General features: G+C 59.8%; 16 protein-coding genes. 6 read left to right on the top strand and 10 right to left on the bottom strand.

The genetic code is table 11. The features are described 5' to 3' along the window. Positions 1–49: 49 nt before the first annotated feature. The gene (locus CU048_10695; protein ID QBR71670.1) at positions 50–1,084 is read right to left on the bottom strand and encodes an aspartate-semialdehyde dehydrogenase; all 1,035 of its coding nucleotides are present in this window, start codon (positions 1,082–1,084) and stop codon (positions 50–52) included. A gap of 230 nt (positions 1,085–1,314) precedes the next feature. Between CU048_10695 and CU048_10690 the strand changes: the two genes are divergently transcribed. Then, positions 1,315–2,151, top strand: coding sequence for a hypothetical protein (locus CU048_10690; GenBank protein QBR71669.1), 837 nt, complete (start codon positions 1,315–1,317; stop codon positions 2,149–2,151). A 99-nt stretch (positions 2,152–2,250) separates the two neighbouring features. After that, complete coding sequence (locus CU048_10685; protein ID QBR71668.1) at positions 2,251–2,607, top strand: hypothetical protein; 357 nt, start codon at positions 2,251–2,253, stop codon at positions 2,605–2,607. A 141-nt stretch (positions 2,608–2,748) separates the two neighbouring features. On the opposite strand, the gene CU048_10680 is transcribed toward CU048_10685, so the two are convergent. The 5 genes from CU048_10680 to CU048_10660 all read right to left on the bottom strand — a co-directional run bounded on the left by CU048_10680 (position 2,749) and on the right by CU048_10660 (position 6,469). Continuing rightward, on the bottom strand, positions 2,749–3,624 hold the full coding sequence (locus CU048_10680; GenBank protein QBR71667.1) for a hypothetical protein: 876 nt from the start codon (positions 3,622–3,624) through the stop codon (positions 2,749–2,751). A 184-nt stretch (positions 3,625–3,808) separates the two neighbouring features. Beyond that, a complete protein-coding gene (rpsU, locus tag CU048_10675) occupies positions 3,809–4,054 on the bottom strand; it encodes a 30S ribosomal protein S21 (protein ID QBR71666.1) in 246 nt (81 codons plus the stop codon). A gap of 244 nt (positions 4,055–4,298) precedes the next feature. Beyond that, positions 4,299–5,417 (bottom strand): 5-(carboxyamino)imidazole ribonucleotide synthase, encoded by a 1,119-nt coding sequence (locus CU048_10670; protein QBR71665.1) that lies wholly within the window; start codon positions 5,415–5,417, stop codon positions 4,299–4,301. Positions 5,418–5,420: 3 nt separating this feature from the next. Then, entirely contained in the window at positions 5,421–5,885 is a 465-nt protein-coding gene (purE, locus tag CU048_10665; protein QBR72848.1) for a 5-(carboxyamino)imidazole ribonucleotide mutase, read from the bottom strand. A 176-nt stretch (positions 5,886–6,061) separates the two neighbouring features. Then, a complete protein-coding gene (locus CU048_10660; GenBank protein ID QBR71664.1) occupies positions 6,062–6,469 on the bottom strand; it encodes a hypothetical protein in 408 nt (135 codons plus the stop codon). Positions 6,470–6,754: 285 nt separating this feature from the next. Between CU048_10660 and CU048_10655 the strand changes: the two genes are divergently transcribed. The 4 genes from CU048_10655 (at position 6,755) to CU048_10640 (ending at position 8,526) form a co-directional block, all read left to right on the top strand. Then, on the top strand, positions 6,755–7,024 hold the full coding sequence (locus CU048_10655) for a hypothetical protein (protein QBR71663.1): 270 nt from the start codon (positions 6,755–6,757) through the stop codon (positions 7,022–7,024). 89 nt (positions 7,025–7,113) lie between these two features. Further along, positions 7,114–7,296 carry a hypothetical protein gene (locus CU048_10650; GenBank protein ID QBR71662.1) on the top strand — a complete coding sequence of 61 codons (183 nt, stop codon included), beginning with the start codon at positions 7,114–7,116 and terminating at the stop codon, positions 7,294–7,296. Between the two features lie 247 nt (positions 7,297–7,543). Continuing rightward, complete coding sequence (locus CU048_10645) at positions 7,544–8,020, top strand: hypothetical protein (GenBank protein QBR71661.1); 477 nt, start codon at positions 7,544–7,546, stop codon at positions 8,018–8,020. 290 nt (positions 8,021–8,310) lie between these two features. Then, the gene (locus tag CU048_10640) at positions 8,311–8,526 is read left to right on the top strand and encodes a DUF3309 domain-containing protein (protein QBR71660.1); all 216 of its coding nucleotides are present in this window, start codon (positions 8,311–8,313) and stop codon (positions 8,524–8,526) included. Between the two features lie 57 nt (positions 8,527–8,583). On the opposite strand, the gene CU048_10635 is transcribed toward CU048_10640, so the two are convergent. From CU048_10635 to CU048_10620, 4 genes are all read right to left on the bottom strand, one after another. After that, positions 8,584–9,411 carry an indole-3-glycerol phosphate synthase gene (locus CU048_10635; GenBank protein QBR71659.1) on the bottom strand — a complete coding sequence of 276 codons (828 nt, stop codon included), beginning with the start codon at positions 9,409–9,411 and terminating at the stop codon, positions 8,584–8,586. 46 nt (positions 9,412–9,457) lie between these two features. Beyond that, complete coding sequence (locus CU048_10630; protein QBR71658.1) at positions 9,458–9,694, bottom strand: FmdB family transcriptional regulator; 237 nt, start codon at positions 9,692–9,694, stop codon at positions 9,458–9,460. A gap of 190 nt (positions 9,695–9,884) precedes the next feature. Next, positions 9,885–10,634, bottom strand: coding sequence for a hypothetical protein (locus tag CU048_10625; protein ID QBR71657.1), 750 nt, complete (start codon positions 10,632–10,634; stop codon positions 9,885–9,887). Between the two features lie 523 nt (positions 10,635–11,157). Then, positions 11,158–12,342, bottom strand: a complete 1,185-nt coding sequence (locus CU048_10620; GenBank protein ID QBR71656.1) for a hypothetical protein — start codon at positions 12,340–12,342, stop codon at positions 11,158–11,160. Position 12,343 lies beyond the last annotated feature (1 nt).

Genomic DNA, 12,343 nt, shown 5'->3' with positions numbered 1-12,343 from the left:
GTGGGCCGCGACGACTTCGGCGAGTACGACTCCAGAACGCAGAGCGCTTTTACGCGGCTTTTTTCTTCGGCGTGATCAATTTGCGATTGATCAGCGTTTCGGCGATTTGAATCGCATTGAGCGCCGCACCCTTGCGCAAATTATCGGCCACGCACCAAAGAACGAGACCGTTTTCGACCGTGGCATCCTCGCGGATGCGGGAAATATAGGTCGCATCCTCGCCCGCCGCTTCATGCGGCGTAATGTAGCCCCCGCGCTCGCGCTTATCGATGACCAAACACCCCGGGGCTTCGCGCAAAATATCCCGCGCCTCGTCCGCGCTGATCGGATTTTCGAACTCGATATGGACGGCCTCGGAATGGCCGATGAAAACCGGCACGCGCACGCAGGTCGCGGTCAGCTTGATTTTGGGATCAAGAATCTTTTTGGTCTCCGCCATCATCTTCCATTCTTCCTTGGTGTAGCCATCCTCCATGAAGACGTCGATTTCGGGAATGACGTTGAAGGCGATCCGCTTGGGGAAGTTCTTGGTTTCAACGCTATCGGACACGAAGATGGCGCGCGTCTGTGCAAACAGCTCGTCCATCGCCTGCTTGCCGGCGCCCGAGACGGATTGATAGGTCGAAACCACGACCCGCAGAATCTTGGCCTTGTCGTGGAGCGGCTTCAGGGCGACGACAAGCTGCGCGGTCGAGCAATTCGGGTTGGCGATGATGTTCTTCTTGGAAAAACCCGCGATCGCGTCGGCATTTACCTCCGGGACGATCAACGGAACTTCAGAATCATAGCGCCAGGCCGACGAATTATCGATGACCACGCAGCCTTGCGCTGCGATCTTCGGCGACCATTCTTTGGAAATTGTTCCGCCGGCCGACATCAGGCAAATGTCGATTCCGCCAAAATCAAAATTTTCAAGCGATTTGCATTTGAGGATCTTGTCGCCGAAGGAAACCTCCGTGCCGATCGAACGCGACGAGGCGAGCGCCACGATTTCATCGACTGGGAAACGGCGTTCAGCGAGAATATCGAGCATTTCCCGCCCAACATTGCCCGTCGCGCCGACAACGGCGACCTTAAAACCCATCGCTTTTATTCTCCATGGACAAGTTGAGTTTTGGGATTTCCGGCAGAGGCCCTTGCATAAGCCATGTCGTGCCGCATCGCAACGAAGGGTTCGCTGGCGGGTAGGATGCCGAACGAGACCCCGCGCCCAACATGATTAACGGGGCCTCCGCTTCATAAACGCGGCGTTGACGCTGTTTGCAACCGGTTGCGGCCGGTAACGCTCGCCCAACCTTCCCGGCGTATTTTGCCTTGGCCCAAAGGGCTTTAGAGGGCGCGGGGATCAAGGGCAAAGGCATGGGTGGGAAAAGTCTGACGATTTCAAGCCCGCCCCGCACCGTGCACGCCCGGTTTGGGAAAGGTCCGCAGAGAGCGCGGTGGGTTTGGCTTGGCCAGTGGCGCCTTGGCCTGCTGACGGCCCTGCTTCTGCTGCTTGGCTATGGATTCATGATCTTGCATGGAGCCGACCACGCCCCCGGCCGTAAGAGTGCGCAGCAGGCGCCCGCCCCGGCCTGGATTGAAGTTCAAAATCCGCGCCAGATTTTTCGACTCGAAGCTCCCGAATTCGTTGGGGCGACAGGCTATTACGAGGCCCGGCACCACCGCGCCGGCGGCGGCCGGCAAGATGTGTTCGGGTATGGAGGATCGGACGATACCGCCCTGTTACGCCTGATCGTCTACCAACCGGGACAGGAAGCCGCGCCAAGCTCTTCGTTTTTCGTCGAACTCGCGCGGCGGGCAGCTGAAACCGGGCGCGCGATCACGCGGGCGACCCAGCCGGCAGCGCTCGTCACTAGGTTCGGGGCCTTCGAGGCTGCTGATCTGACCTTAGCTCGAGACGGCGGCTCCGGGAGGGACTGTTTCGGATTTCGATTTGCCAGCTCGGCCCCCAATCTCCGGATTTCAGGCTTCGCCTGCGGCGGCGTCACCTCTCGATCAGGCTTGGCCTGCCTCATTGACCGGATCGGCCTTGCCACGCTCGTCGCGGACGGCGATCTCATCGCGTTCTTCGGCGCACCGCAGGCAAACAGCGCTTTAACCTGCCGGGAAGCCACGCTTCCGCCGATGCGACGTCTCAGCAAGAGCTAGCGACCTCACATCTGGGCAAAAGCCCTGCAAATATTATGGTTTCGGCGTGAACCAAAACGCTGCCGTTGCGTTCTAGCGTTAGAAGCCCAGGAGTTTACAATGTTTCGCAATACGGCAACGATCATGATAGCCGCCGCCGCTGTGGCCGCTCTGACAGCCTCCGCCCCGGCGCAAGCCAAGGCGCGGCACCACCGCTATCCGCAGCAAGTCGCTCAGCGCTATTATGATGAACGGCCGCCGCTCACCGTCAATCAGCGCAGCTTCCTCGATCCCGGCCCGGTCGTTCCGGTCGGAAGCATGTCGAATTACGTGACCGCCAACACGATCTTCAATCGGACGCCCGATCAGGTGTTCCTGAAGTCTCAATTCGGCAACGAGACCCTGCCCGCGCCGCTCGAAGTTCCAGGCCGCCCGCAGCCGATCTTCGAATTCGCAACGCCCACCTATATCGATTGAGCACCCTTCGCGTGATCCGGATCGACTCTGGATCACGCGCCCGCTCCGAATCTTCTAAGCGATAAAATGCAATTGCGCGCCTAGAGCGCACGCTCAAAGTGCGTGAGCCCGCAACAGGCGTGGGCAGACTGGGCGGAGCGTCTAAGCCCGTCCGATGCGCGCGACGCCTTCCTTGGCGATTTGGCTGTTCGGATCGAAGACCAGCGCGCGCTGGTAGGATTCGATGGCCTTGGCGCGATTGCCCGATTTTTCATAGGCGAGACCGAGACCCGCCCAGGCATCGGCGTTCTTGTTGTCGACATTGAGCGCGGCGTTGAAATCCTCGATCGCCTTGTCGTTCTTGCCGATGGCAATCAGGCTTTGACCGCGCGCCTGATAGGGAGCGCCGGCGAAAGGATCTCGATCGATCGCATTATCGAAATCGGTAATCGCCTGGTCGTGCAGGCCTTCCCGTTGATAGATCAGCCCTCTTGCGTGAAACGCCTGGGCGTTTTCGGGATTTAGCTTGATCGCCTGGTCGAGGTCGGCGCGCGCGTCGTCGAGCTTGCCTTGCACCCGCAAGAGATTGGCGCGGCCGAGATAGGCTGGGGCGTGGTTTGGATTTGCCTCAACCGCCCGATTGAAATCGGCGAGCGCGGCATCGTTGCGATTGATCTGCCGGAAAGCCAGGGCCCGGTTGGTCAGAGAGGCGGCATTGTTCGGATCGAGCTTGAGCGACTGGCTGAAGTCCGCGATGGCTTCCTGAAACTTGCCGATCTTCGCGTAAGCGACACCCCGCGTATTATAGGCCTCGGCGCTGGACGGATTGCGCTGGACCACCTCGGTCAGCGAAGCAATATTGGCGGTGGCTTCCTGCGGCGACTGATTGGCGACTTCGGCGACACCGGTCCCCTGCCGCCCCATCATGTTCGTGGCCGTCTCGCAGCCGGCGAGCGCCAAGGGGGCGACAAGCAGCAGGGCAAAAGAACCAGCCCGCCCCGTTTTTGTGTTTTGGGCCAAAGACGTGAAAACCATCATCCGGTCATCCTTGTCCGGCTTCCACGGGGCGCCTCCGCCCTCAGGCGAGTTGGCGCTTCTTGATTATGTGCAATAAAATGAAAAGACATCGGTTCAAAACGGACGCTTTCCACCCGGCCGCGACCCTCCGGCCAATCTTTCCATTGCAGAGCATGACTTGCGATCATGCCCTTATTTCGCCGTCTCAGCGGCCCGCCGCGCCCACGACGGGCTTGGGCCGCATCGGCAAAAGACCTTCGCGCTGCAACTTCTTGCGGGCAAGCTTGCGAGCCCGGCGCACCGCTTCGGCCTTTTCCCGAGCTCGCTTTTCCGAAGGCTTTTCATAATGTCCGCGAAGCTTCATTTCGCGGAAAATGCCCTCACGCTGCATCTTTTTCTTCAGCGCCTTAAGCGCCTGGTCAACATTATTGTCGCGAACGAGAACTTGCACGCAGGAGTCCTTGGATATGGCGCCACTCCATCGCGTGACGCGACGAATCTGACTAAAAGACAAATATAATGGGCCCGGTGCAGAAGCACCCGGACGACGAAGAAGTGGCGATACCAGAATCAGCCTTCCCTGTCCAGAGACATCGCGGCCCCGGCCTCACGATTTCCCGAGACGATCAGGGGGTACTCGCCGCCCACTCCCCACAAACGCCGATCCTAAAATCCGGTCCCATTGGACACGGGGATTATTTCGGGGCGGACAGAATGCGGGTGACATGCCCCATTTTACGCCCCGCCCGCGCTTCCGCCTTGCCATAAAGATGCAGATTGGCGCCCGGCTCGTGCAAAATCTGGTCCCACGCCCGAACTTCCTCGCCGATCAGATTCTGCATCTCGGCATAGCCGCCGATTTGCTCGCCGTGGCGGGTCGTCATCCCCAGCGGCCAGCCGGCAATGGCCCTGATGTGCTGTTCGAATTGCGACGTGATCGCGCCGTCGAGGGTCCAATGACCGGAATTATGGACCCGCGGCGCAATTTCATTGACGCAAAGCTCAAGCGGCCCGGTGCCATCTCCTCCACTGGAGTCGACCGCGAACATCTCCACCGCGAGGACCCCGCAATAGTCGAGCGCGTCGGCAATGACCTTGGTGATCCGAATGGCCTCGGCGGCTGTCCCCGGTTCGAGTCGCGCGGGCGCGCGGGTGGTTTTCAGAATGTGGTTTTCGTGGACGTTCTCGCAAACATCATAGGCCGCGAATTCGCCGCCCAAGCCCCGCGCGGCCACGACCGAGATTTCCTTGGCGAAGGGCACAATGCCTTCCAGGATCGCCGGCTTGCCGCCGAGCGTTCGGAACGTCACCGCCAGATCGGCCCCTTCCCGGACCAGCACCTGGCCCTTTCCGTCATAGCCAAAACGCCGCGTTTTCAGGATCGAGGGGCGGCCGATCTGAGCAACGGCGCGGGCGAGCGCTCCGGCATCGTCGACCCGCATATAAGGCGCCGCCTTGATCCCGGCCGCCGTTAAAAACTCCTTTTCGGCCAGGCGGTCCTGGCAAACGGCCAACGCCTCGGGACCCGGCCGCACGGCGCAGGAATCGGCTAGGATCGAAGCGGTCCGGGCCGGAACATTCTCGAATTCATAGGTGATCAACCCGACCCTTGAGGCAAACTCCGTCAGGGCCTGCTCGTCCTGGTAGGACGCCAGCGTCCGCGCGCTGCAGACGTCGAACGCCGGACTTTCCGGATCGGGCGCATAAATATGCGCTCTCAACCCGAGTTTGGCGGCCGCGACCGCGAGCATGCGCCCCAATTGGCCGCCACCCAAGATTCCGATCGTCGTTCCGGGAGAAATTTCAAACGCCATGGATCAGCTCTTCCCCGAAGGCCGTTCGGCGACCGCTTTGGTTTGCGCCGCCCGCCAGGCGGCGAGCCGCGTCTCAAGTTCGGGGTCGCTCAAAGCAAGGATCGACGCCGCCAGAAGCGCCGCATTGACCGCGCCCGCCTTGCCGATCGCCAGGGTGCCGACCGGAATACCCGCCGGCATCTGCACGATCGAGAAAAGGGAATCCTGTCCACCCAATGCGGTATTATCGACCGGCACGCCCAAAACCGGCAGCAGCGTCATGGCCGCGGTCATGCCCGGAAGATGCGCGGCCCCGCCGGCCCCCGCGATGATGACCTTATATCCCGCCGCCTTGGCGCCTTTGGCAAATGCCACGAGCCTGTCGGGCGTGCGATGAGCCGACACGATCAGCGGCGCAAAGCCGACCTTGAGGTCGTCGAGAAGGGAGGCGGCGTGGCGCATCGTCTCCCAATCCGAGTCGCTGCCCATGATGATGGCGACGGGCTTTTTTGCAACGGACAAATGACGGCCTACAGGTTTCGCGGCGAAGGCAGCGGCATAAACGAAGGGAACCCCTGGCGCAAGGCAGCGGAGCGGAGTGGCTGTGGGTTAGTCCGATTAATGAAGCGGCGACACCCCCCGGACATCAACCGGCACCGGCCCCTTCACAGTTTCGCCGCAACTTCGACCCCCGCCTGCGCGATTTGTCCATCCTGCGAGGATTGCACGCCGGAGACGCCGATGGCGCCGACGACACGGCCATCGTTCATGAGCGGCAAGCCGCCTTCGATCGGCGTCGCTCCGGGGAGGGTCAGCATGACCGCGCGGCCGCCCGCGACGATCTCCTCGAGGCTTTTCGTCGGCCGCTTGAACAAAACCGCGGTCCGCGCCTTTTTCTGCGCGACGAGGACCGAACCCAAGGGCGCCTCATCCATGCGCTGCAGATAAAGAAGATTGCCGCCGTCATCGAGCACGGCAATCGTCACAGTCCACTTGTTGCTGACCGCTTCAGCTTCGGCAGCCGCTGCGATCTGCCTGGCATCGGCGAGGCTTAGAGCTTTCTTTGTGTACATTTTTTTTCCTTACTCTGACAGTTTGCGCAGCATTTCCCGCTGAACCCGAATCACGCAATTGACGGTCGCCCGAGCCCCTTGTCGAGTCGCGCCGACCCCTTGAACTCCTCCAACTTCGGCCCCCTTCCATCCGACCCTGCCGGATGCACAGGCTTGAGCTTTCGCTACGGCTTATCGCGCTGCGTAATTGCGTCAAGCGCGATGACCTGTCGCACTCATTTCATGAGGCAGTCATCGTCTTGGCGTAGATTTTGTTCGCCGGGTCGTCGCGCAGAACGCCTTGGCATGGTGCGCGCCGACCGGATCCTAAAGGTAGGACTAAAAAAGGGGAGGTTGAAAATGGCCGTTGTGAATTCCGCGGCGACGAGCTCGATTGGTGCAACCGAAGGCAGCGGTGCGAGCTTGGTCATTCTGATTGCGATGATTATTCTTTTCGGTACGGCTGCCTATTTCACCGGCCGCTTGTATGGCCGGACCGGAATGATCGCCGTGATCGCTGGGTTTTTCGTGGTTCTCATCGGGCTCTTCGCGCTCGGGGGCATAAGCTTCGGCTAACGATCAATCGGTCCGTAATGGGCGTGGCGCGGCGGAACGCGCCACGCTTTGATGTTTGCCGCGCTGTATGAAATCAACAGCAACAGCGTGTGGCCGGCCGTGAACGCGCACCGGCAAGAATTCTGCTCAGGATGGCTCGAATCACGGCGAAAGGTTTTTTTGCCGCGATCTGTGGACTCGGCGAGCCGCATCTTCCTCTTGTAACCATGGCGGGACAGAGGCTGGCCGATCTTGGCCCCCGACCGCTTCTGCTTCCCTATCTCCAAAAATAAGGATCGCGCCAGGATCCCAAGCGCGAACGCCCCGTTCGTCGAGGCTCCTTGCCGTCGATTGGGAGCTCATCGCCGGAAGGGCGGTCCTGGAGTAGGGCGCCCCTACCAATCCCAAGAAAGGCAACTAATTGCATTCAAGCTGCCTGGAAAAAGCGTGAACAGAATTGCGCAAATCTGTCGCGGCAGGGAAGGACTTGTGTGAGCGATTGAAGTTAGAACGTGAAGCTGAATTGGAGAACCCGCACAAATGAATTGCCGGAATCGCCCACTCATCGCGATCGCGGCCCTGGCATGCCTTCTCGCATTTCCAGCGCATTCTCAGGTGATCCCGGACGGACGCGGCGGGTTCGTGCCCTTTACGAACAGTCGCGTCATGCCGGACGGATCGCTGCGGCCTTATATCCCTGAGATCGACGGACCGCCGACCGGGGCTTACTATGGTCCGCCCCTAGGCCTGTTCGACACGCTTTTCGGCGGTCTTTTTAGCGGTGGCCTAGCGCCGGTTTATCCCTATCCATATGCCTACCCGCCCGCGCCTGAGTATTACCTCACTCCGTCCCCTTACGTGGAAGAGCAGGGTACGCCGGAGCCAAATGGGCAAGAGCCCGCTAGGCCGAAACGCCGGAAGCGCGCCTCAAATCCAACCCAGCCGCAGGAGCCGATACCGACCCCAAGCTGTGCCGAAGATGCAGCCTTCTGCGAAGTCGCGCCCTCCGACAAATAGAGGCCATTGGATCCCGCACCACGCGGCAAAAGCCCGCGGTCATGTATCGTGGTTACTCACGCGATCGGTGAACCTTGCATAATTATTAGAGAGCCGGCCAACCGCACCTTCCCGCGCGGATGTTTAAGCGTGACCGTGGCGCGGAAAACGCTGCTTTCCTTCCCGCGCGTGAAACTTTGGGGGCCAGATCTAAGTTTATAAAAGTTCGGCTTCGGTTTTCTCCGACGCCGATTTTGCGCCCGGGTAAACCGGCCGGACATCTCATAACGCTGTTTCGAGGGAGGTAGACAATGGCTGTTGTGACATCTGCGGCAACTGGTGCAATTAATACCGCCGAAGGCAGCGGGGCGAGCCTTGTGATCCTGATCGCCTTGATCCTGTGTTTTGGCGGAGCGGCCTATTTTACCGGCCGACTCTATGGCCGAAGCGGGATGATTGCGGTCATCGGCGGCTTTGTCGTGGTGCTCGTCGGGCTCGTGGCACTTGGCGGCTTGCACTTCGGCTAGGTTTGTTCGGCGGATCTGGCAACCCGGTGTGGCGCCGCAGCGCCACACCTTGGGTTGCTATTCCAGCTCCTCCGAGGTTTCGACGCCGAGGACGCGTTCGAGAACGCCGGCGGGATCCCGGTCTTTCATGAGGGCGGTGCCCATCAGGACCGCCTTTGCGCCGGCTTCCCCCATGCGCTCCAGATCCTCGGCGGTGCCAAATCCGCCCTCGGCCACGGACAGAATCTTGTCTCCAGCGATCGCCGGCAGCAGCGCCTCGCAGGTCCCGGGCTTGAGCGCAAAGCTATGAATATTGCGATTGGTGACGCAGATGAATTCGGCGCCAGCCGCAAGCGCATGATCGAGTTCGGCTTCGGTGTGGACTTGGACCAATGCGTCAAGCGCAATAGCTGTCGCACGCTCGATAAATTCGCCAAGCTGTTCGCCAAGTAGGCCAACCGACAAGATCACCGCATCCGCGCCGGCCAAACGGGCCTCGAGCAGCTGATAGACATCGGCCACAATGTCCTGCGCGATGACGGGGATTTGGACTGCGCGATGCACCGTCGCGAGATCGGAAAAGGATCCCTGAAACGAGCGCCGATCGACGGCAACGGACAGGCAAGTCGCACCGACCGCTTCGAAATCCTCGGCAAGCGCCTTATAGGGAACGATTCTTCGGAACGATGTATCGAAGGGAGAGCCGCCTTTCAATTCGGCGATCACTCCCGGCTTGCCAGACGCCTTGAATTGCGCCGCCAACGCGCCTTGAAAACCACGCGCCATCGGCAATTCGCCAATCTTCCCCTGAAGCTGGCCGAGCGAACGCTTTGCCTTCGCTTTCGTCACCTCGCCGAGACGCTGTGCAAGGAAAGGCCTGAGAAGACTCCCTTCGGGTAGCTTCATCAAGCGGCACGCGCTGTTGGCGTGAGGTGCGACGTCCACATCATCTTTAGCTCTTCTTCGTTTGCAGCTCTTGCTTGCTGAAATTGGAGAGATCTCCACTCCTGGCCGCGGCCTGGCGCCATGATTTTGCTATGGCTGGATATTTTATATCGACGCAGATCTTGGCCACCTGCTGTTGCAATTTCTCGCTGCCACAGGAGGGACAGGCTGGGACGTCGGAAGAGCGAACCAAGAGCTCGAAGTCTGCATTGCAGTTTTGGCAAGTGTAGGCGTAAAGCGGCATTAGATCCTCGCGTTACTCATCACAGTGATCGTGCATATTGGCTTTCCTAGAGCATGTTCCGAAAAAGTTGACCGACTTTTTCGATCAGAACATGCTCCCACTCGTTGAACTTGAGCGTTTCCTTTTCGATCAGATGATTCCATCTGATCGGAAAGCGCTCTAGGCTGCGGGAGAGCTATGTCCAAGCCGTCTACCGGCGTGCCAAGGATCGCAAAAATCCCTGATATTCTTCGTTCAGCTCCATGTCCACGGCCGGGGCCAACTTCATAAGGAAATTCGCGATGAAGGGCTGATCATTGCGGGGATCATCCAAGGCCTCGCGCAAGACCGGGACATTGTCTTCGATATGCTGGAGGAAGGCCACTCCTTTCTCCAAGGTCTCCGTCCCGCGCTCGCGGGTCCATTTTGCCAAAGGATACATAATCTCGTGGATAAAATTGGATTTGCGGGCCTTCTCGAAGAAGCGCAGACCCGTGTTCCAATTTTCCTTGGCGCGCAGCGGCGGCGGGGGGATGTCGCCCAGCAGGAGTTTCTTGCCGGCCTGGCCGACAAAATCTTCCAGCGTCGTCGGAGCGTCGATCGTTCCGCGAAAATGCCATAAGCCGAACGAGCCTGGGAAATCTTTCCCCATACTCTCCGCGAGTGCGGCCTCCACCTTATCCACGGCCGCCTTGTCCCCTTTCATCGCCGCGGTCATGCAGAATGCGAAGATCGCATCATTGCCAACATTGTGCACCGCGCCGTTTCTCAGCTTCTCCGGCGGCAGTTTCGGGGTTATCCCATCAGCGGGAATTTCCGCTTCGCCTGCCCTTTGCGCCGAAATAAATGCGGTAATTTCCAGCCAGCCCATCAAATTTGCGATGAACGCATCGGGATCGACATGCACAATCGCCAGATTGAGCGGCTCCTTGCGTTTTTTCAATTCCGCCATGTCCACCATAAAATATCCCTCGATGTGCCCGTCGATCGCTCCAACGCCGAACGATCCGCACGGCGGGCCCGAACTTCAAAACTTGCCCGCGGACGCCCCAACCCGGTGTGGCCGGAGAGAAGCAGCAGCTATGCCATGCCGCGCCGCTCAAGCCGCACTTTTCGCCCGAACGGCCTCGTCGCCATTAGGACAAATCTTCAAAGTTGACAGGAACAGGCAAGAAACAGGCCGAAGACGCGGATGAAGACGCCGCGGTTGGAAAATGCACCGGAGCCCGCGGTTTTGCACATCCCATAACTATGGTGATAAGTTCACCAAGCTGTTGTTTTTAGGGGATCAGCCTTCAAAATTTGTCGACGGAAAACGATCAGCCCAAACTGCCCGAGTTCAGGTGGCGACGTGGGTGCGCCGACGCTCAGCCAGAGACCGGACGAGGTTCCCGAGGGGCCGCAGCCTAGCTGACATCCTCGGCTGTATTACCGACCACGAGCGCCGGGGATGACGATTTCCTGTTCCGTCCCAACAGGGACGTTCAGGCGCCGAAAATGACTCGGCGGAAGCGATAGAGAGCGAACATGAAATAAACCGCGCCGATGGCAGCCATCGCCACAAGCTGCGGCCACACGACGAGAAGATCCGCGCCGCGATAGAGCACCGCCTGAGCGAAAAGGACGAAATGCGGCGTCGGGCTGACCGTCTGCATCAGATATTGCAGCCAGACCGGCATGCTTTCCATGGGGGTGGCGCTTCCAGAAAGCAGCTCCATGACCAACAATACGGGGATCGCAAGCAGTCCGAACTGCCCCATATTGTTTGCGATCGTGCCGAGAAGAATGCCGAGCGCCGCGACGGTAAACACATAAAAGCATGAACCGCCAAGAAACAGCAGGATCGACCCGGCGATCGGGACCTGGAGCCACCATTCCACCACGAGAACTAATGAAAGCCCGGCTGCCGCAAGGGTGACGAGGCCATTGGCCAGGATCTTCGCCAGCATGATCTCGGAAGGGACCACGGGCATCACCAGGAGATGCTCGACCGTGCCCTGCTCGCGCTCGCGAATGAGCGCCGCGCCGGTCAGGATCACAGTCAACAGAGTGATGTTGTTGATGACCTGCATCACCGAGGTAAACCAGCTCGACTTCAAGTTCGGATTGAATTTTGCGCGGACCACCACATTGACGGGGATCTCGGAGGCTCCTTCGCGCCCCGCCTTGAAGGCAGCGACGGCGTTGGCGATGATGCTCTGGACATAGATGGTACCGTTCCCGGCCTGCGTGATGGCCGTGGCGTCCACGTTCACCTGGACCGATGTTTGCCGCCCGGAGAGGACATCGGCCTGGAATTTCGGCGGGATTTCGACGACGAAGACGAGATGCCCCGCATCCATCGCCGAATCGATGTCCGTCGCTGCGATGTCTACGGCAGGTCTGAAGAGCGGCGGGGTCAAGCCATCCGCAATTTGGCGTGATAGGTCGGAGTGGTCTTCATCCACGATGCCGATGGCAAGATTGGTTGCTTCCAGCGAGGCTCCGGTCGCCACGGTGTAGACGAAGACGCTGAACGCAAATACGACGAGGACCAGCATAATGGGGTCCGCCCGAATACTCCTCAGCTCTTTGATTACGAGCCGATAGATATTGGCGAGATGAGCGCTAAGGCCAAGCCCATCCGCTTGCGCTTTCTGCCGTCCTGAAACCGGGCCAGCCGGGGACATC

It is taken from the genome of Beijerinckiaceae bacterium (assembly GCA_004564215.1).
Lineage (GTDB): Bacteria > Pseudomonadota > Alphaproteobacteria > Rhizobiales > Beijerinckiaceae > Methylocapsa.
This window is presented reverse-complemented; position numbering and strand designations above follow the sequence as displayed.